This window comes from Amycolatopsis sp. NPDC104819, from assembly GCF_055583145.1.
This window is the reverse complement of the sequence record NZ_JBVJON010000007.1, coordinates 1-19,064: the sequence shown is the minus strand read 5'-3', so window position 1 is coordinate 19,064 and position 19,064 is coordinate 1. Positions and strand designations below refer to the sequence as shown.

Sequence of the window (19,064 nt, the reverse complement as noted above, 5' to 3'; positions counted from 1 at the left end):
CGTGAGCATCGTCACGGGCCCCGGTGTTCCCGTGAGGGCCATCACGCCTCACACTGGTCTCAGCACGTCCGACAGCGCCGTTGACGTCCACAGGCAGTCCGCCTTGGACGGTGCGTCGGACGTTTTTTGTGCCTACGACAAAGTGGTGAGACCCCACAGGAGGAAGAAGTGTCCAGCAAGGCCGCTCTAGTGTTCCGCGTGGCCGCAGTTGCCGAAGCCCTGTCCTGGGCGGCGCTGCTTGTCGGGATGTTCCTCAAGTACGTCGTGCACTCCTCCGGTGAGGGCGGCGTGCCCGTCATCGGCATGGTGCACGGCGTGATCTTCGTCCTCTACGTGGTCGTCTCCCTGTCCGTGGCGAAGCCGCTCGGCTGGCGCCCGAAGACCCTGGTCTACGCCCTGCTCGCGAGCATCCCGCCGCTGTTCACGTGGCTGTTCGAGAAGTGGGCGCTGCGCAACGGCAAGCTCGACGGCCCGCAGCGGCTGTCCCACGGCGGGGTCGGCCTGTTCCAGGTCAAGGAACCCGTCGCCGCCTGATCCCAGCAGCTGAGAAGGGCCCGTGCTTCGGCGCGGGCCCTTCTTCTATTCGGTGAAGTCGCCTGTCGCGCGACGCACCTTCGTCAGCAGGTCGGTCAGCTGCTCGGTCTGCCGGTCGGTGAGCCCGGACAGGCCGAAGCCGATCGCGGTCACGGCCTCGGTGGCGGACTCGCGGCGCTTCCGGCCTTCGCTGGTGATCTCGACGAGCGTCGTGCGGCGGTCGGTCGGGTGCGGGACGCGCTTCACGAGCCCGTCGCGCTCCAGCCGGTCGACTATGTTGGTGACACTGGTGGGGTGCAGCTGGAGCCGCTCGCCCATCACCCGCATCGGCAGGCTGTCGCTGCGGGCGAAGGTGAGCAGCACCAGCGCTTCGTACCGGGCGAAGGTCAGGCCGTGCGGCTTGAGCGCGCCGTCCACCGCGGACTGGATGATCTGCTGGACGCGCATCACGCCGGTCACCGCGGCCATGGTGCCGGAGGGCCCGATCCGGTCCTCCCAGAGCTGTGCCGCGCGGGCGATCGGGTCGAACGGCAGCGGACGGTTCATGACACGCGAAGTTACCAGCGGGTACCGGCGGGTGTCGCCCGACCGGCGGAAAAGAACACCGAAGAAGGGACTTCCGAGCATGATCGTCGCGTTCAGCGTGAGCCCGTCCGGCGGGGAGCCCGACGGCGGAGTCAGCGAGGCCGTCGCCCGCGCGGTGAAGGTGGTCCGCGAATCCGGGCTGCCCAACTCGACCAACGCGATGTTCACGAACATCGAGGGCGAGAGCTGGGACGAGGTGATGGACGTCGTGAAGCGCGCGGTCGAAGCCGCGGGCGAGGGTTCGGCGCGGGTCGGGCTGGTCCTGAAAGCGGACATCCGCCCCGGCTTCTCCGGCCAGCTGGAGGCCAAGGTGGACCGCGTCGAGGCCCACCTCCGCGACGGCTCGTGAGTGGTTAGGGCGATTAGAACCGCCCTAACCACTCACGACGCGCTACGGGAGTGGCGGGGTGAAGGCGACCGTCCAGCGGCCGTCTTCGCTCGTCACGTTCAGCGCGTAGCTGAACGGCCTGCCGTCGCCGAGGGCGCCCTCGATCGTCGCGTGGACGGGGGCCGCCGCGTCCGGGCCGAGGGCGACGCGGACGTCGTGCACCCCGTGGTCGGCCAGCACCGCGACGTAGTCCTTCGCGAAGTCGTCGCCGCCGGAGCCGGGGTAGTCGACGAGGCCGGCGAAGGCATCCGCGTCGTGGCCGGACAGCGCCGACGCGAGCTTGTCGCGCAGCTCGCCGGGGGAGGCCGCGCCCGGGTCCGGCTCGTGCACGATCAGCAGGGTCACCGCGCCGATCCAGGCGACGGCCGCCGCGATGGACAGGCCCACCTTCACGTCACGCCGGATGTGCACCGGCCGAGCCTGCCCCACCCGACGCCGTCCTGCCAAGCGGACGGGCCGGGCACCCGGTGAAACGTCCCGGCGCGCGTGCCAGGATGGAAGCGTGACACAACCACGCGGATCTGCAGCGAAGTCAGCGGCCCTGTCCGCCGCCCTTTCCGGCGCGGTGGACCTGTCCGCGCTCAAGGCCCGCGCCGAAACGGCGCGCAAGCAGCCGGCCCCGCCCGCCGGCCCGGCCGGCGGCGACGGCCCGCCGCCGCCCGCCCCCGGCTCGTCCGAGGCCGTGATCGACGTCACCGAAGCGACCTTCCAGACCGAGGTCGTGGAGCGGTCCCTGCACCAGCTGGTGATCGTCGACCTGTGGGCCGAGTGGTGCGGCCCGTGCAAGCAGCTGTCGCCGGTGCTGGAGCGGATGGCCGCCGAGTCCGGCGGCGCCTGGGTCGTGGCGAAGGTCGACGTCGACGCCAACCCGCGCATCGCGCAGCTGTTCGGCGCGCAGTCCATCCCGACGATCGTCGCCATCGGCGGCGGCCAGCCGGTCGACGCGTTCTCCGGCGCGCTGCCCGAGCCCGAGATCCGCAAGTGGATCAACGCGCTGCTCGACGCCCTGCGCGACAAGCTCCCGTCGATCCGCGAGGCCGAAGCGGGCGGCTCGGGCCCCGTCGAGGAGCCCGAGGACCCGCGCTTCACCGAGGCGGAAGAGGCGTTCGAGCAGGGCGACTTCGCGGCGGCGCAGGCGGCCTACGAGCGCATCCTGGACGTCGAACCGGCGAACGAGCTGGCGAAGAACGCCCTGGCCCAGGTCAAGTTCACGGCCCGGGCCGAGAACGCCGACCCGGAGGCCCGCACCAAGGCCGACGCGGACCCGACCGACCTGGCGGCCCAGCTCGACGCGGCCGACCTCGACATCGCGTCGAACGACGTCGAGGCGGGCTTCAAGCGCTTGATCGACGCGGTCCGCCGCACCGCGGGCGACGACCGCAACAGGGTCCGCGAGCACCTGGTGGCGCTGTTCGAGCTCTTCGACCCGGCCGACGACCGTGTCATGAAGGCTCGCCGCGATCTGGCGAGCGCGCTCTTCTAGACCGCACGAAAAAGGCCCCCACCAAGCGGTGGGGGCCTTTCTCAAGCCCTCAGGCGTACTGCTTCGAGCAAACCGACGAACCCTCGAGGTACCCGCGCCGCAGCGACTCGACGCGGTCGAAACCGCTGTCCGGGCGCTTCCCGTTCACATCCGCCGACACGAGGCTCTCCGGCTGCAACAGGTCTGCGATCGCCTCATCGAGGTCACCGGCCGACAGCCGCAGGTCGCCCGGGCGGTTCGTGAACGCGGCCCACGCGCCCACCAGGCACGCCGTCCGCAGGCCGGCGTTCGGGTTGTCGATCGACGCGCCGACCCCCTTCTGGATCCCCAGCGCGTACCGCGAAGCGACCTCCGAGAACGCCGCGAAGTCGCCCATGCCGCCCGGGTCCTCGCCCTTCATCTCGGCCTCGCGGTCGATCGGCTGGGCCAGCTGCGCCAGCTTCGCCAGGTCGATGCTCACCGTGTTGTCCGCCGGGCAGTACGACGCCGGCGGGGTGGTCTGGCAGCTGCCGCCGTCGGTGATCTCCGGGGCCGCCACCCCCGCGCCCTTGAACGCCTCGTCGAGGCTCTTCTTCAGCAGCTCGACCGCCTGGTTGGTGAACTTCGCGTCGCCCTTGCCGGTGTCACCCTTGTCGAACGGGCGCTCGGTCAGCCGGGCCTTGACGTTGTCGGTGTTCATCGCCGCGCACTCCTTCGGGCCCTTTTCGAACCCGGCCTGGAACGCGAAGGTGCGGTCGAACGCCGTGCCGTGCGCGCCCTTGTCGGCGGCGCTGGTGCCCGCCTGGTCGCGGATCAGGAACATCGACGCCATCACCTGGTTCAGGCCCTCGGACGTCGACACCCGGTAGTACTTGCTCTTGTCCTCGGCGACCCAGCGGAAGTACCCGCCGGCGAAGCAGTCGGCCTGCTGCTCCTTGACCACGGTCGGCGTGCTCTTCGTGATGCCGGCCTTGTCACCCAGCCGGTACTGGACGGCGTGGCCGAACTCGTGCGCGAGCACGACGACCACCGACATCGGCCCGAACCGCTGGCGCAGCATCGGCAGCAGCACGCCGCGATCCCACGCCACCGAGTCGTCGACCGGGCAGTAGAACGCGTTCACGAGCTTCTTCACGCTGCCGCAGCCGGTTTCCTCGGTGTCGGTCTGCGCGTCGTAGGACAGCAGCGACTTCACCGGCTCGAACTGCTGCCCGAAGTCGGCCTGCAGGTGCTCGCCCCAGTACGTCTGGACGTCGTCGATCGCGGCGGTGGCGAGCTTGTCGTCCTCGCCGCCGTCGGCGTTGCGGACGTCGAGACGCGGCGTCGGCGCGTCCGGCTTGAGGCCGCTCTCGAAGTGGGTCACCGGGAGCCCGGAGACCGATCCGGCGCCGGTGTCCTTGGCCGGGTCCCCGCTCGCGCCGCCGCTCTTGCCGTTGCACCCGCTCACGGCCACGGCCGCGACGGCCAGCAACGCGACCAGCGCGCGCCGTCCTCCCCCTGGGATCATCTGTTCACTCGCTCTCGTGCCCGCCTACCCGACGGGCAGGACCATACCCAGGGCTTACGGGACGCGTGCGCGTTATCCCCGAACTACTCCCTGCGCACGCGGGGCCGTGGCCCGATATCGTCGCTTCCCATGCGTGCAGTCCGCCGGTTCACCGTCCGCGCCAGTCTCCCGGAGTCGCTGTCCGGCCTGGGCGCGCTGGCCACCAACCTGCGCTGGACGTGGCATCCGCCGACGCGCGACCTCTTCGCGTCCATGGACGCCGAGCTGTTCAACTCCGTGCGCGACCCGCTGCGCATGCTCACCGCGCTCCCGCCGGACCGCCTCGACGAGCTCGCCGTGGACGACGGCTTCCTCGAGCGCGCCCGCGCCGCCGCCGCGGACCTGGAGAACTACCTGTCCGAGCCGCGCTGGTACCAGCAGCGCGACGACCCGGACCTGCCGCCCGCGGTCGCCTACTTCTCGATGGAGTTCGGCGTCACCGAAGCCCTGCCGAACTACTCCGGCGGCCTCGGCGTGCTCGCCGGCGACCACCTCAAGGCCGCGTCCGACCTGGGCGTGCCGATGGTCGGCGTCGGGCTGCTCTACCGCAACGGCTACTTCCGGCAGTCGCTGTCGCTCGACGGCTGGCAGGTCGAGCACTACCCGGTGATCGACCCGAACGCGTTCCCGCTCGAGCTGCTGACTGCCGGCGGGCGCCCGGTGCTGATCGGCGTAGCGATGCCGGGCGGGCGCGAGCTGTGCGCGCAGATCTGGCAGGCGCGCGTCGGGCGCGTCCCGCTGCTGCTGCTCGACACCGACACCGAGGCCAACGACGACGATCTGCGCGGCGTCACCGACCGGCTCTACGGCGGCGACGCCGACCACCGGCTGCGGCAGGAGATCCTGGCCGGCATCGGCGGCTTCCGCGCCGTCCGCAAGTACTGCGAGCTGACCGGCCACCCGCAGCCCAAGGTGTTCCACACGAACGAGGGGCACGCGGGGTTCCTCGGCCTCGAGCGCGCCCGCGAGATCGTGCAGGCCGACGGCCTCGCGTTCGACGAGGCCATGCCCGCGGTCCGCGCCGGGACGCTGTTCACGACGCACACCCCGGTCAGCGCGGGCATCGACCGGTTCCCGGTGGACCTGGTGCAGCGGTACTTCTCCGACGGGCGCCTGGTGCCCGACATCGACCCGCGCCGCGTGCTCGCGCTCGGCGCGGAGGACAACCCCGGGCTGTTCAACATGGCGCACATGGGCCTGCGGCTGGCGCAGCGCGCGAACGGCGTCTCGCAGCTGCACGGGCGCGTCACGCGCAAGATGTTCTCCCGGCTGTGGCCCGGCTTCGACCACGACGAGGTGCCGATCTCGTCGGTGACGAACGGCGTCCACGGCCCGACCTGGGTGGCGCGCGAGCTCAGCACGCTGCTCGGGCGCGAGTGGGGCCTCGACGTCGGCGAGGGCCCGCTGCGCGCCGGCGTGTCCGACGCCCAGCTGTGGGAGCTGCGGCGCGAGCTGCGCGAGAAGCTCGTGTTCGAGGTCCGGCGCCGGGTGCGCGCGGCGTGGCTGCAGCGCGGTGCGTCCCCGCTGGAGCTGGGCTGGGTGGACTCCGTGTTCGACCCGGACGTGCTGACCGTCGGGTTCGCCCGCCGCGTCCCGACGTACAAGCGGCTGACGCTGATGCTGCGCGACCCCGAGCGGCTGCGCACGCTGCTGCTGCACGAGGACCGGCCGATCCAGGTCGTCGTCGCCGGTAAGTCGCACCCGGCCGACGAGAACGGCAAGCAGCTGATCCAGCAGATCGTCCGGTTCGTCGACGGCGCCGACGTGCGGCACCGGATCGTCTTCCTGCCGGACTACGACATGTCGATGGCCCGGTACCTGTACCGCGGGTGTGACGTCTGGCTGAACAACCCGGTGCGGCCGCTGGAGGCGTGCGGGACGTCGGGCATGAAGTCGGCCCTGAACGGCGGCCTCAATCTGTCCATCCGCGACGGCTGGTGGGACGAGTGTTACGACGGCAGCAACGGCTGGGCGATCCCGACCGCGGACGGCGTCGCCGACCCGCTGCGCCGCGACGACCTCGAGGCCGCGGCGTTGTACGAGCTGCTCGGCCAGCAGATCGCGCCGCTGTTCTACGACCGTTCGGACGGCGGTGTGCCGACCGGCTGGCTGTCGATGGTGTGGCACACGCTGGAGACGCTCGGCCCGCGGGTGCAGGCGTCCCGGATGGTCCGCGAATACGTCGACAACGGGTACCTCCCGGCGTCCCGGATGGTCGCGGCGGCCACGGGTGACGGCTACCGCGGCGCGCTGTCGCTGGCGGACTACCGCACCAAGCTCGAGGTTTCGTGGCCGCGGCTGCGGATCTTCGACTCGGAGCTGCTGGTGGAGGCGACCGAGCCGCTGGTGGTCGGCACGGAGGTGACGATCCGGGCCCGCATCGACCTGGCCGGCCTTGATCCGTCCGAAGTGGACATCCAGGCGGTGGTCGGCCGCGTCGGCGACGACGACGAGCTGCGCGACGCGGTCACGGTCCCGATGACCGACGACGGCATCGGCGCCTTCGCGGCCCGCCTGAAGCTGCCGAGGCCGGGCTCGATCGGGTACACGGTGCGGGTGCTGCCGAAGCACGGTCTGCTCGCCGCGCCGGCCGAGCTGGCGCGCGTTGTGCTGGCCTGACCTGGAGCGGAGGGGGACGCCGCGCTTCTGCGCCTTGCCCGTAGCTGTGGTGCGTTCCCGCTGCCGGAATGGGGTGAGGTCATCTACGCCGAACTCCTCGAGGCCGACGTGCGTAAGGCCGCCCGCGAGTTCGTGGAGTCCGGCGGGATGCGTCCGGACTCCGTCATCCGGGAGCCGGAAGGCTGACCGAGGGCGGATCGACGGTGCACTGTCTTTCCCGGCCTGAGAGGCAAGTTGTGCCGGTCTGACCTGGAGTTACTCCAGCCGCGCGCGGCCGGAAATCACAGCGCGCGCGGCCGCGGGCGGCGTTAAGTTGGCCGCATGCGCTTCGGAATTTTCGTTCCGCAGGGGTGGCGGCTGGACCTGGCCGGCATCGATCCCGCGGACCACTGGAAGACCATGCTCGGCCTGGCGAAGCACGCCGAGGCCGGGCCCTTCGAATCGATCTGGGTCTACGACCACTTCCACACCGTGCCCGTCCCGACCGAGGAGGCGACGCACGAGGCGTGGTCGCTGATCTCGGCGTTCGCCGCCGCGACCGACACCGTGCGGCTCGGCCAGATGTGCACCTGCATGGGCTACCGCAACCCGGCCTACCTGGCGAAGGTGGCCGCGACCGCCGACACCATCTCCGGCGGCCGCGTCGAGATGGGCATCGGCGCGGGCTGGTACGAGCACGAGTGGCGGGCCTACGGCTACGGCTTCCCCGGCGCCGGCGAGCGGCTCGGCCAGCTCGACGAAGGCGTGCAGATCATGCGCGACCTCTGGACGACCGGGAAGTCCACACTGGACGGAAAGCACTACCAGACGGACGGCGCCATCCTGCGTCCGTTGCCGCCGCAGGACGGCGGCATCCCGCTGTGGATCGCCGGTGGCGGCGAGAAGAAGACGCTCAAGATCGCCGCGAAGTACGCGAAGTACACGAACTTCGCCGCCGACCCGGAGACCTTCACCCGCAAGTCGGACATCCTCGCGCAGCACTGCAAGGACGTCGGCACCGACTTCGACGCCATCGTCCGCTCGGCCAACCACAACATCGTCATCGGGGCGACCGAGAAGGACGTCCAGGACAAGCTGGCGTGGCTGCGGTCCCACCTGGCCAAGTACATCGAGGCGGACGCCGTCGAGCGCTGGGCCGGCAACTTCGAGAACAGCCCGACCACCGGTACACCCGAGCAGATCACCGAGAAGCTCGCCGCGATGGGCGAGCTCGGCATGTCCTACGCGATCTTCAACTTCCCGGAAGCCGCGTACGACCGCTCCGGCATCGACCTGTTCACCGAGCAGGTCGCCCCGGCGCTCGCCTAGGGCACCGCGGGGCTTCCGCCGGTCTGCACGGGCAGGCCGGCGGAGGCCCAGGCGCGGAAGCCGCCTTCGAGGTCGGTCGCGTTGCGCAGGCCCAGCCGTTGCAGGTCGGCCGCGGCCAGACTCGACGAGTACCCCTCGTTGCAGAGCACGACCACCGTCGCGTCCGGGGTCACCGAGGGCAGCCGCCATTCGCTGTCCGGCGCCAGCCGCCACTCCAGGTGGATCCGCTCGACGACCACCGCGCCGGGGATCTCGCCCTCGGCCTGGCGGTTCGCGAAGGGCCGGATGTCGACGAGCAACGCGCCCGCCTCCTGCAGCTCGTGGGCCCGCGAAGGCGACACCCGCTCCAGACCGGACCGGGCCTTCTCGAGGAAGGTGTCGATGGCGCTCATCGCTGGACGATAGCGGGCAACGGCGGGATTTCGGCCGGGACGTCGGCGAGGCTCTCGTAGTTGCGCGTCGCCACCAGCGGCGGCGAGTAAGCGTGGACGCTGGCCGCGGGCTGGTCACCGAGGCCGGTGACCTGGTGCGCGCGGCCGGCGCCGAAGCCGATGCCCTGACCGGGGACGTGCGTGCGGCGCCGGACCGGGCCGCCGGGGTAGCGGTACTCCTCGCCGAGCTCGCCCTGCAGCACGGTGAACGAGCCGGACGCGCCGCCGTGGTCGTGCGGCTTGGTGTGCTGGCCGGGCAGCCACGACAGCAGCCACAGCTCGACGCCGTCGGTCAGGGCCAGCCGGGCCCACCAGCGGCGGTCCTCGTCGAACCGCAGGATGCTCCGCAGGTTCGCGGTCAGCTCGGTGGTCACGGTGGCGGTCAGGTCGGCCAGCTCACGCGGTGTCCACAACAGCCGCGACGGGTGCAGCAGGTCGGGCAGCAGCGGGTCGGTCAGCTGCGGGTGGATCTCGACGGGGGGCCGGACGAGGGACGTGGTCAACGCGGGTGCTCCTCGGACGCGAAGTGATCGGGACGGCGGGGGCAGCACGGCCCGGCCGTCCGCGGCGCCGCCGAGGGCGCGCGGGATCAGCCGAGCGGTGCCCGGGTACATCCGGCGGACGCGACCAGGAGCAGGTCGATCGCACGACGGCGCCAGAACGACCCCCGGGTGACCGGGGTGACGGGCGCGTCGGCTGTCATGCTCCCGATCCTGCCACAGCCCGCACGCCGCCGACACTTCCCGACTGCGCTGTTCCACCTCGTGGAACCCGTTCCGACCTGCCGGTTCGCCGTCTCACCCGGGCGGGTGCGCACGCGCGCGCGACGGCAGACAGAATGGGGTTCGTGAGCGAGCCGATCCAGCCCAGCGAACTTGACGATCTCGTGGTCCGGATGGCCGGTGTCGGCGTCCGCCGGGGGACCAACGACCTCCTCGCCGGCCTCGACTGGAGCGTGGAGCTCGACGAGCGCTGGGTGGTGCTCGGGCCGAACGGCGCGGGCAAGACCACCCTCCTGCGCCTCGCCGCGGCCGAGCTGCACCCGACCACCGGCGAGGTCGACCTGCTCGGCGAGCGGATCGGCCGGGTCAACATCTTCGACCTGCGCCCGCGCATCGGCTTCACCTCGGCGGCGATCGCCCAGCGCGTGCCGGGTGACGAGCTCGTCAAGGACGTCGTGGTCAGCGCCGGCTACGCGGTGCTCGGGCGCTGGCGTGAGGAATACGACAGCCTCGACACCGCCCGCGCGAGCGAGCTGCTCGACGCGATGGGCATCGGCAACCTGGCCGAGCGCACCTTCGGCACGCTGTCCGAGGGTGAGCGCAAGCGGGCGCTGATCGCCCGCTCGCTGATGACCGACCCGGAGATGCTGCTGCTCGACGAGCCGGCCGCCGGGCTCGACCTGGGCGGCCGTGAGGACCTCGTCGCGCGGCTCTCCGCGCTGGCCCTCGACCCGGACGCGCCGGCGCTCGTCCTGGTCACCCACCACGTCGAAGAGATCCCGCCGGGGTTCACCCACGCGTTGCTTCTCCGCGACGGCCACGCGGTGGTGTCCGGGCTCGTCGACGACGTCATCACCAGCGAAAACCTCTCGAAGACGTTCGACCAGGACCTTGTGCTCGAACGTTCCGGCGATCGCTTCTTTGCCCGCCGTCGCTAAGCTGTCGCTTACCGGCCGGTAGCCTGCTGGCACTTCGTCAACGAGGAGGATGGGCGTGGGAGAGTTCGTAACCCTGGAGGTCAAGGACGGGGTCGGCACGATCCGGCTCGACCGGCCGCCGGTCAACGCCCTGAACGCCCAGGTCACCGCCGAGCTCGCGGAGCTGGCGAAGGAAGCGACCGAGCGTGACGACGTCCGCGCGGTCATCCTCTACGGCGGCGAGAAGACCTTCGCGGGTGGCGCGGACATCAAGGAGATGGCCAGCCGCAGCTACCCGGAGATCGCCAAGTTCGGCGCCAACCTCACCGGGACCCTCGCCGCCATCGCGAACATCTCGAAGCCGGTCGTCGCGGCCATCACTGGGTACGCCCTCGGCGGCGGCCTCGAGCTCGCGCTGACCGCGGACCGCCGCGTCGCCGGCGACAACGTCAAGGTCGGCCAGCCCGAGATCCAGCTCGGTGTCATCCCCGGCGCGGGCGGCACCCAGCGCCTGGCGCGGCTGATCGGCCCGAGCAAGACGAAGGACATCGTCTACACGGGACGCTTCGTGAAGGCCGAAGAGGCGCTGAAGCTCGGGATCGTCGACGAGGTCGTCGCCCCGGACGATGTCTACGCGGCCGCGCACAAGTGGGCGGCCCAGTTCGCGAACGGCCCGGCCGTCGCGCTGCGCGCGGCGAAGGCGGCCATCGACGGCGGCCTCGACACCGACCTCGCGAACGGGCTCAAGCTCGAATCGCACCTGTTCGCCGCGCTCTGGGCGACCGAAGACCAGCGGAACGGCATGAAGTCGTTCATCGAAAACGGGCCCGGCAAGGCCACTTTCGAAGGGAAATGACGCCTTGACCGACGTGAACGACCCGGCCCCGAACCCGCACGCCACCGCCGAAGAGGTCCAGGCGGCCTACGCCGACCCGAAGCTGGCGAACGTGCTGTACCACGACTGGGAAGCCGGCACCTACGACGAGAAGTGGTCGATCTCGTACGACGAGCGCTGCATCTCCTACGCCACCGACGTGTTCAACGCCGTCGCGGGTGACGACGGGCAGCCCTACCAGCACGCGATGGAGCTGGGCAGCGGCACCGGGTTCTTCCTGCTGAACCTCATGCAGGGCGGCGTCGCCAAGAAGGGCTCGGTCACCGACCTCTCGCCCGGCATGGTCCAGGTCGCGCTGCGCAACGCCGAGAAGCTCGGCCTCGACGTCGACGGCCGGGTCGCCGACGCCGAGCGCATCCCGTACGAGGACAACACGTTCGACCTCGTCGTCGGGCACGCGGTGCTGCACCACATCCCGGACGTCCAGGCGGCGTTCCGCGAGGTGCTGCGCGTGCTCAAGCCGGGCGGCCGGTTCGTCTTCGCCGGCGAGCCGACCAAGATCGGCGACTTCTACGCCCGCAAGCTCGGCCAGTTCACCTGGTTCCTCACGACCCGCGTGACGAAGCTGCCCGCGTTGAGCGGCTGGCGTCGTCCGCAGTCCGAATTGGACGAGTCGTCGCGCGCGGCCGCCCTCGAAGCCGTGGTCGACATCCACACGTTCGACCCGTCGGAGCTGGAGTCGTGGGCCCGCGGGGCCGGCGCCCAGGACGTCCACGCGGTCACCGAGGAGTTCGCCGCCGCGCTCGCGGGCTGGCCGATCCGGACGTTCGAAGCCGCGGTGCCGCAGGAGAAGCTGACCGTCCGCTGGCGGTTGTTCGCCTACAAGCTGTGGCTGCGGCTGTCCGCTGTGGACAAGAAGCTGCTGGCGAAGGTGCTGCCGCGCGAGCTGTTCTACAACGTGATGATCACCGGGACCAAGCGGCCGTCCTGAGTGGGCTATTCCTTCAGCCTCGGCGACGTCGCCTACCTGCGTTCCCGCGCAGGTGTGGCGGCGCTCGCCGAGGTTTCGTCGTTGCCGCTGACCGACCACATCGCGTCCGTGGCCGCCGTGCGCCGGATCGCCGGCGAGGAGTTCGCGGCCGCCGTCCTGGAAACGGTGCTGCTGCGGCGTAAAGCTGTGTCCAAAGTGGATGCCGAGGGCTGGCTGTTCACCTCGGACGCGCTCCAGCAGGCGAGCGCGACGCCGGTCGCCCGGCACCGGGCGTCGCGGCTGGCGGGGCTCGACGTCCACGACGTCACGTGTTCGGTCGGCGCGGACCTCGTCGAGATCGCGCGGGTGGCGCGGCGCGCGCTCGGGTCCGATCTGGACCCGGTCCGGCTGGAGATGGCACGGTACAACGGGATCGCCGCCGGTGTCGCGTTCGGACTCGCGCGGGCTGACGCGCTGCGCCCGGTCAGCCGTGACGGTGTTGTCGTCGCCGACCCGGCCCGTCGCGACTCCGCGGGTCGCCGGGCGTGGAAACCCGCGGACTTCGCCCCGCCGCTGGACGGGCTGGTCGAGGCGTACCCGGGGCGGGCGTTGTCCGTGAAGTGCGCGCCAGGTCTGGACTTCGCGCTCACGCCGTGGGCCGACGAAGTCGAGCTGGTGTCCCTCGACGGCCAGGTCCGCGAGTCCTGCCTCTGGCGCGGCCTCGGCACCGGCGTCACCCGGCGGGCGACCGTGCTGCGCTCGGACGGGACACAGTGGACGGTCACCGACGCCGAGCCGGACGACCTGCCCACCCGGGAGCCGGGGGAGTGGATCGTCGACCCGGACGGCGCTGTGGTCCGCGCCGGGCTGGTTCGCCATTACGCGGCGCGGCACGGGTTGTGGCAGCTGGACGAGCGCATCGCGTACCTGACTGGGGACACCCCGCCGCCGGGCGTGCGCGCGTTCCGCGTCCTCGAACACGGTCCGTACAGCGAAAAGTCCTTGAAGGCCGTCCTCAAGCGACACGACGTCGGGCGGCTGGAGATCCTCGTGCGCGGCCTCGACGTCGACCCGGATGCGGTGCGCCGCAGACTGAAGCCACGCGGCGAAGCGGAAGCTTCGGTGGTTTTGACGCGGATCGGCCGCGCGCCGGTGGCTTTTGTGTGCCGAGCCGAGCGGGTGACGTAGGTTCCCCGAGTCGTTTGCGTCTTCGTGGGAGGTTCACCGTGTCCGGAAAATGGTCAGGTCTCGTCAAGCTCGCCGCCGCCGCGGCCATCGGCGCCACGGTCGCCTCGGGGGCCACCGCGCTGGCCGGCTCGGACGACGCGACCGCCGCGCGCTCGAAGGAGCCGGCCAACATCGGCCAGGTCAAGAACAACGTCAAGGCCTACTACGGCGACTACCTCGACGCCGCCGGCAAACACCACTACTCCGACACGAGCCGGTTCGTGAAGGACACCAACCGCGTGGTCACGGACGCGAAGCGCTTTCTGCAGCAGCAGCTCGGCCGGGTGAAGAACCCCGCGATCGTGCTGGACGTCGACGACACCGCCGAGGTCACCTACGGCTGGGAGGCCGACAACGACTTCGGCTTCGACCCGGTCAAACAGCAGCAGGCCATCGACAACGGCACGTTCGTCGCGAACAAGCCGGTGCTGGAGCTGGCCAACTGGGCCGTGCAGCACGGCGTCAAGCTGTACTTCCTGACCGGCCGCAACGAGCTGCAGGGGCCGCAGTCGCTGAAGAACCTGGCCAACGAGGGCTACCCGGCCCCGGCTGGCGCGTTCTTCAAGCCGAAGGTGACCGCGCCGGACTACCTGCCGTGCGGGCTGACCTGCACCACGGTCCAGTACAAGTCGGGCACGCGGGCGCACATCGAGGCGACCGGCGCGCACATCGTCCTCAACGTCGGTGACCAGTTCAGCGACCTCGAAGGCGGCTACGCCCTGCGGCCCACCAAGCTGCCGAACCCGATGTACTACCTGCCCTGATCCGCTGGAATAACCGCCGGGTCCCGGGTGCTGCTCCTGGTACACGACCTTTTCGAGGAGCTGACATGCCGGAGAAGAAGGTGCTGGTCCCGGGCCCGGACCACCCGATCACCGTCGAGCCGACCCAGGCGCGCGTGGTGGTCAAGGTGGGCGGGCGCGTGGTGGCGGACAGCCGCAACGCGCTGACCCTGCAGGAGTCGACCTACCCGGCCGCGCAGTACATCCCGCGGGCGGACGTCGACTTCAGCGTGCTTGAACGGACCGACCACGAGACGTACTGCCCGTACAAGGGCGAGAGCAACTACTACAGCCTGAACGTCGGTGACGTTAAGGCGGAGAACGCGATCTGGACGTACGAGAAGCCGTACGACGCGGTCGCGGCGATCAAGGACCACGTCGCGTTCTACCCGAACGTCGTGGACTCGATCGAGCTGGTCGAGGACTGACCTGGACCTCGACCTGCTGCGAACGTTCCTCGCGGTCCACCGCGCGGGCTCGCTGACCGGTGCGGCGCCGTCGCTGGGCTTGTCCCAGCCGACGGTGACCGCGCAGGTCAGAGCCCTGGAGGAGCAACTGGGGCAGCAGCTGTTCGTCCGGCGCGCCCGCGGCGTGACGCCGACACCGGTGGCCGACGAGCTCGCGGCCCGCATCGCTCCGCACGTGGACGCGCTCTCGTCTTTGGCGGTAGGCCAGGCCGACCCCTTTGCCACGCCGGTCCACTTCGCGGGCCCGGCCGAGTTCACCACGGCTCGGGTCCTGCCCGCGTTGGCGAGCCTGGTCGCGTCCGGTCTCCAGCTGCGGGTGAGCTTCGGCCTGGCCGACGACCTCCTGGCCGGCCTGACACAGCGACGTTACGACCTGGTCGTCTCGACGATCCGCCCCCGCGGCCGCGGTCTGGCGGCAACGCCGTTGACGGACGAGGAGTTCGTCCTGGTCGGCCCCCGCGACTTCATCGGCGACCCGCGGACCGCGCCGCTGGTGGCGTACGCCGAGGATCTGCCGATCATCCGCCGCTACTGGCGTTCGGTGCTGGGCGTCCGCCCGCCCGTGGGCCCCGCGGTGGTGGTGCCGGACCTGCGAGGTGTGCTGGCGTGCGTGCTGGCCGGGTTCGGCGTGAGCGTGCTGCCTCGGTATTTGTGCGCGTCCGAGCTGGCGTCGGGCGAGCTGGTCGCGCTGCTGGATCCGGCGGAGCCGCCGATCAACACGCTGTTCGTCGTGACCAGGGCGGAGCCGAGCCGAGCGGGGCCCGCGGCAGTGCGTGACGCACTGCTCGCGGACGCCGCCCACTGGTGACTCAGCCCGTGTAGCCCGCGAAGATCTTCGCGAACTCGTACTTCGACTGCGGCACGTTGGTGCACTTGTAGAGCGCCCCGGTGCACGCGTTGGCGTCGCGACCCGCCTCCCAGAACGACAGCATGCCCAGGTGGACGGTCTTCGCGAAGGCGACCAGCGCCTTCGCGTCCTTCTGGTAGAAGATCTCGTTCTGCGAGTCGTTGACCCCGATCATCGGGGTGACGCCGACCTTCTTCCACGCCGCCGCGTCGCTGAGCCCGTAGAGCGACTTCAGCTGGGCCTGCGTCGCCTTGGCCGCGGAAATCGCCTTCGCGCCCTGGTCGCCCGCGCCCTGGTAGTAGTCCATCGCCATGATGTTGACCAGGTCGAGGTTGACCCCGGCGTCCTTCGCCGCCTTGACGACGTTGAGCCCGTTCGCGTCGAGGCCGTTCGGCAGCACCGGCAGGGTCAGCGAGATCTTGAGGCCCGGGTTGTTGTTCTGCAACGTCTTCAGCGCCTGCGAGCGGCGCGTGATCGACGTCGGGTCCGCGACGGCCGCCCCTTCGATGTCGAAGTCGGCGTACTTCAGGCCGTACGCCTTGACCACGGCGTCGTACTCGGCCGCGACCTGCGCCGACGTGCTGCACGCCTGGGCCAGCTCGATGCCGGACGCGCCGCCGAAGGAGATCTTGACGTCGCCACCGCCGTTGCGGATCTTGGTGATCTCGTCCTTCTGCCAAGCGGTGCGCGGGTCGTAGGCGCCGAACCAGCTGGCCTTGCAGCCGTAGGAGTTGACGAAGGCGAGCGTGAAGCCCTTGACGCCGCTCGCGGCGGACATCGCCGAGAGGCTGGGCGTCGGCCACGCGCCCATGTCGACGTAGGGCCCGACCGGGATCGGGGAGCCGGCCGCGGCGTCCGCGGGCACGGCGAACCCGGTGGCCAGCACGGCCAAACCGCCCAAAGCGGCCAGGAGGGGACGGAAACGGGGTAGACGCATGGGGGACCTCCACGACGACGAGCGCGGCGGCGGGAATTCCTGTCCTGATTGGTATAGACCATTAATGTGGTCCGGACCATAGGCCGTTCGGGGGCATGACCGCCGGTGACGGGCTCAGGCGCGCCTGCGTCCCCGGCCTCGCTCCAGCCACCACTGGGTGACCAGCAGCGGCACGACCCAGCCCGTCCACGTCGTGATCCCGGCGATCGCCTGGCCCATCGCCAGCTCACTGCCGCCGAACGTCGTGTCGAGCTGCGGCGCGAAGACGACCGCCCAGACGATCCCCCAGATCCGGTTGCTGATGATGGACATGCAGAGCGCGAAGCTGCGGATCATCCACCGCCGGTGCTCGCCGAAGCGCCGGGCGCGCGCCATCCGGTAGCCCTGCACGGTGCAGCCGAACCACAGCAGCGCGAGCAGGACGTTCGACACCGCCCCGATCGGCCCGAACGGCGCGGCGAGCGCGATGGCGAACCCCGCGATCGACGCCGGGATCGCGCCGGCGAAGACGTACACGCGGCCCGTCCGGCGGTGTACCACCGGGTGCTTCTGCCGCAGCCACGGCCAGATCTGCAGCGAGCAGGTCACCATGGCGATGGTCGCGAAGCCGATGTGCGTGACGAGCACCGGGTAGTACCAGCCGACGCCGTCCGGCGCCGGGATCCGCGACTCCGCCGGGTCCAGGCCGAGGTAGGGCGGGAGCGAGTACACGAGGAACACCGTGACGAGCAGCCCCAGCGGGAACACCCACGGGCGGCGCCACCACGGCGTGGCGCGCCGGGCGTCGCCGATGCTCGCCGGAGTCTCGGTCGTGGTCATGGTTTCCCCCTTGGTTCGTACGCTGTATCGGCACCGTATTGACCAGCGGAATCCTGCGGCAATCCTTGGCTCCGACAATGGGGGAGTACCCTGAAACCGTTCTAGATCCCGGGGTGAAGTGTTCTAGTACGGATCGAGGTGTTCGTGGCCGAGCCGGCGCCGTACCTGCGGATCGCGGCGGACCTGCGTCGCCGGATCAACGCGGGCGAGCTGCGGCCGGGCGACCGCGTCCCGTCGACCCGCACGCTGGTCCGCGAGTGGGGGGTCGCGATGGCGACCGCGGCGAAAGCGCTCTCCGCGCTGGGCGAGCAGGGCTGGGTGCGCGCGGTGCCGGGCAGCGGCACGGTCGTCGCCGAGCGGACCCCGCAGAAGACGCCGCTGGGCCGGGCGGCGCTGGTGCGCGCGGCGATCGCGCTGGCGGACACCGAAGGCCTGGCCGCGCTGTCGATGCGCAGGCTGGCCGCCGAGCTGGGGGTCGGCCCGATGGCGCTGTACCGGCACGTGCCGGACAAGGACGAGCTGCTCCGCCTGATGGCCGACGCGGCGCTGGGGGAGGCCGAGCTGCCGGAGCCGGGCCCGGCGGCGTGGCGGCCCCGGCTCGAGCTGGCCGCCCGCGCCCAGTGGCGCACCTACCGCCGGCACCCGTGGCTCGCGCCGATCCTGCTGAACTCGCTGGTCCGCCCGCCGGTCCTGGCCGCCGGGCTGCGGCTGGTCGACTGGTCCCTGCGCGCACTGGCCGAGTCGGGCTTGCGGCGCCGGGTGAAGCTGCAGGTGGTCATGACGCTCAACGGCTGGGTCGGCGGCCTGGCCGTGAGCAACGCGTTCGAGGTCGCGGCCGAGCAGGACACGGGCATTTCGGGCGACCAGCGCCTGGCGACGGAAATGGCACTGCTCGCGGGTTACCTGGAGTCGGGCCGCTTTCCGGTGCTGGCGGAGGTGATCACGGGCGTCGAAGACGTCGATCTCGACGAGGCGTTCGAGTTCGGCCTGCGCCGCCAGCTCGACGGCATCGCGGTGCTGCTGGAAGACTCCCGCCGGTGCTGATCACCACGGAACGCCTCACGCTGCACGCGTGGTCCGAAGACTTCTTCGACGACCTGTTCGCCCTGGCCCAGCTGCCGGAAACGGTCCGCTACGTGGGCACGGGCGAGCCGTGGAGCCACGAGTACACGCTCACCAAACACCGCGCGACGCTCGATCACTGGGCCACCCACGGTTTCGGCTGGTACGCGGTTTCGGCGGGAGTGGATTCCTTCGACGGTGTGGTGTCCTTGGTCCGCCGGAACGCGACGGAGTCGGGCCTGGGCGCCCCGGCGGTGGAGATGGGCTGGTGGATAGCTCCCTCCGGTTGGGGCCGTGGTTATGCGACGGAGGCGACGACGGCGGTGCGGGACCACGTGTTCGCGTCCGGGTTCGCCGAGCGGTTGCTGGCGGTGTACGAGCCGGTGAACGCGGCGTCGGCGCGGGTGGTGGCGAAGCTGGAGTTCAAGCCGCACAGCAAGTTCACGCTGGACGGCCGGGTGGAGCAGCGGGCCGTTCTGGAACGCTCGCGCTGAGCGTCCAGCGTCGGGGGGGGGGGGGGGGGGGGGGGGGGAAGGGGGGGGGGAGGGGGGGGGGGGGGGTGGGGGGGGGGGGCGGGGGGGGGGGGAGAGAGGAGGGGATAGACCA

21 protein-coding genes are annotated in these 19,064 nt (G+C 71.0%); 14 read left to right on the top strand and 7 right to left on the bottom strand.

The features are described 5' to 3' along the window. Positions 1 to 168: 168 nt before the first annotated feature. A complete protein-coding gene (locus tag ACZ63E_RS22745) occupies positions 169 to 534 on the top strand; it encodes a DUF3817 domain-containing protein (RefSeq protein WP_465338124.1) in 366 nt (121 codons plus the stop codon). A gap of 45 nt (positions 535 to 579) precedes the next feature. Here ACZ63E_RS22745 and ACZ63E_RS22740 read toward each other — a convergent pair whose 3' ends face one another. Beyond that, a complete protein-coding gene (locus ACZ63E_RS22740) occupies positions 580 to 1,080 on the bottom strand; it encodes a MarR family winged helix-turn-helix transcriptional regulator (RefSeq protein ID WP_465338123.1) in 501 nt (166 codons plus the stop codon). 79 nt (positions 1,081 to 1,159) lie between these two features. Here ACZ63E_RS22740 and ACZ63E_RS22735 point away from each other — a divergent pair, with 79 nt between their 5' ends. Continuing rightward, positions 1,160 to 1,468 (top strand): thiamine-binding protein, encoded by a 309-nt coding sequence (locus ACZ63E_RS22735; protein WP_465338578.1) that lies wholly within the window; start codon positions 1,160 to 1,162, stop codon positions 1,466 to 1,468. Positions 1,469 to 1,510: 42 nt separating this feature from the next. Here the strand turns inward: ACZ63E_RS22735 and ACZ63E_RS22730 are convergent, their stop codons facing one another. Next, positions 1,511 to 1,918 carry a hypothetical protein gene (locus tag ACZ63E_RS22730; RefSeq protein ID WP_465338122.1) on the bottom strand — a complete coding sequence of 136 codons (408 nt, stop codon included), beginning with the start codon at positions 1,916 to 1,918 and terminating at the stop codon, positions 1,511 to 1,513. Between the two features lie 91 nt (positions 1,919 to 2,009). Here ACZ63E_RS22730 and ACZ63E_RS22725 point away from each other — a divergent pair, with 91 nt between their 5' ends. Next, positions 2,010 to 2,990 (top strand): tetratricopeptide repeat protein, encoded by a 981-nt coding sequence (locus ACZ63E_RS22725; RefSeq protein WP_465338121.1) that lies wholly within the window; start codon positions 2,010 to 2,012, stop codon positions 2,988 to 2,990. 49 nt (positions 2,991 to 3,039) lie between these two features. On the opposite strand, the gene ACZ63E_RS22720 is transcribed toward ACZ63E_RS22725, so the two are convergent. Beyond that, entirely contained in the window at positions 3,040 to 4,476 is a 1,437-nt protein-coding gene (locus ACZ63E_RS22720) for a neutral zinc metallopeptidase (protein ID WP_465338120.1), read from the bottom strand. A gap of 129 nt (positions 4,477 to 4,605) precedes the next feature. On the opposite strand from ACZ63E_RS22720, the gene glgP reads away from it, so the two are divergent. After that, complete coding sequence (gene glgP / locus ACZ63E_RS22715; protein WP_465338119.1) at positions 4,606 to 7,134, top strand: alpha-glucan family phosphorylase; 2,529 nt, start codon at positions 4,606 to 4,608, stop codon at positions 7,132 to 7,134. 321 nt (positions 7,135 to 7,455) lie between these two features. Beyond that, the gene (locus tag ACZ63E_RS22710) at positions 7,456 to 8,442 is read left to right on the top strand and encodes an LLM class F420-dependent oxidoreductase (protein ID WP_465338118.1); all 987 of its coding nucleotides are present in this window, start codon (positions 7,456 to 7,458) and stop codon (positions 8,440 to 8,442) included. Here ACZ63E_RS22710 and ACZ63E_RS22705 read toward each other — a convergent pair. Further along, positions 8,439 to 8,834 carry a rhodanese-like domain-containing protein gene (locus tag ACZ63E_RS22705; RefSeq protein ID WP_465314141.1) on the bottom strand — a complete coding sequence of 132 codons (396 nt, stop codon included), beginning with the start codon at positions 8,832 to 8,834 and terminating at the stop codon, positions 8,439 to 8,441. The two genes, ACZ63E_RS22710 and ACZ63E_RS22705, sit on opposite strands and share 4 nt — an antisense overlap. Continuing rightward, positions 8,831 to 9,376, bottom strand: coding sequence for a cysteine dioxygenase (locus ACZ63E_RS22700; RefSeq protein ID WP_465338117.1), 546 nt, complete (start codon positions 9,374 to 9,376; stop codon positions 8,831 to 8,833). The genes ACZ63E_RS22705 and ACZ63E_RS22700 overlap by 4 nt, the downstream gene beginning before the upstream one ends. A 335-nt stretch (positions 9,377 to 9,711) precedes the next feature. Between ACZ63E_RS22700 and ACZ63E_RS22695 the strand changes: the two genes are divergently transcribed. The 7 genes from ACZ63E_RS22695 to ACZ63E_RS22665 all read left to right on the top strand — a co-directional run bounded on the left by ACZ63E_RS22695 (position 9,712) and on the right by ACZ63E_RS22665 (position 15,601). Continuing rightward, complete coding sequence (locus ACZ63E_RS22695) at positions 9,712 to 10,533, top strand: ABC transporter ATP-binding protein (RefSeq protein WP_465338116.1); 822 nt, start codon at positions 9,712 to 9,714, stop codon at positions 10,531 to 10,533. A gap of 55 nt (positions 10,534 to 10,588) precedes the next feature. Then, a complete protein-coding gene (locus ACZ63E_RS22690; RefSeq protein ID WP_465338115.1) occupies positions 10,589 to 11,368 on the top strand; it encodes an enoyl-CoA hydratase/isomerase family protein in 780 nt (259 codons plus the stop codon). Positions 11,369 to 11,372: 4 nt separating this feature from the next. After that, the gene (locus tag ACZ63E_RS22685; RefSeq protein WP_465338114.1) at positions 11,373 to 12,338 is read left to right on the top strand and encodes a class I SAM-dependent methyltransferase; all 966 of its coding nucleotides are present in this window, start codon (positions 11,373 to 11,375) and stop codon (positions 12,336 to 12,338) included. Further along, entirely contained in the window at positions 12,339 to 13,505 is a 1,167-nt protein-coding gene (locus tag ACZ63E_RS22680) for a class I SAM-dependent methyltransferase (protein ID WP_465338113.1), read from the top strand. It abuts the gene before it with no gap. A gap of 38 nt (positions 13,506 to 13,543) precedes the next feature. Continuing rightward, positions 13,544 to 14,308: an HAD family acid phosphatase gene (locus ACZ63E_RS22675; RefSeq protein ID WP_465338112.1), complete on the top strand. Its 765-nt coding sequence runs from the start codon at positions 13,544 to 13,546 to the stop codon at positions 14,306 to 14,308. Between the two features lie 65 nt (positions 14,309 to 14,373). Beyond that, complete coding sequence (locus ACZ63E_RS22670; protein WP_364513207.1) at positions 14,374 to 14,754, top strand: DUF427 domain-containing protein; 381 nt, start codon at positions 14,374 to 14,376, stop codon at positions 14,752 to 14,754. A gap of 1 nt (position 14,755) precedes the next feature. Then, positions 14,756 to 15,601: a LysR family transcriptional regulator gene (locus ACZ63E_RS22665; RefSeq protein WP_465338577.1), complete on the top strand. Its 846-nt coding sequence runs from the start codon at positions 14,756 to 14,758 to the stop codon at positions 15,599 to 15,601. A 1-nt stretch (position 15,602) separates the two neighbouring features. On the opposite strand, the gene ACZ63E_RS22660 is transcribed toward ACZ63E_RS22665, so the two are convergent. After that, entirely contained in the window at positions 15,603 to 16,577 is a 975-nt protein-coding gene (locus ACZ63E_RS22660) for a chitinase (RefSeq protein ID WP_465338111.1), read from the bottom strand. Positions 16,578 to 16,691: 114 nt separating this feature from the next. Further along, a complete protein-coding gene (locus ACZ63E_RS22655; RefSeq protein ID WP_465338110.1) occupies positions 16,692 to 17,396 on the bottom strand; it encodes a DUF2306 domain-containing protein in 705 nt (234 codons plus the stop codon). A gap of 138 nt (positions 17,397 to 17,534) precedes the next feature. Between ACZ63E_RS22655 and ACZ63E_RS22650 the strand changes: the two genes are divergently transcribed. Together ACZ63E_RS22650 and ACZ63E_RS22645 are read left to right on the top strand one after the other, a co-directional pair. Next, complete coding sequence (locus ACZ63E_RS22650) at positions 17,535 to 18,440, top strand: TetR/AcrR family transcriptional regulator C-terminal domain-containing protein (RefSeq protein WP_465338109.1); 906 nt, start codon at positions 17,535 to 17,537, stop codon at positions 18,438 to 18,440. After that, entirely contained in the window at positions 18,434 to 18,952 is a 519-nt protein-coding gene (locus tag ACZ63E_RS22645; RefSeq protein WP_465338108.1) for a GNAT family N-acetyltransferase, read from the top strand. The genes ACZ63E_RS22650 and ACZ63E_RS22645 overlap by 7 nt, the downstream gene beginning before the upstream one ends. Positions 18,953 to 19,064: the final 112 nt, after the last annotated feature.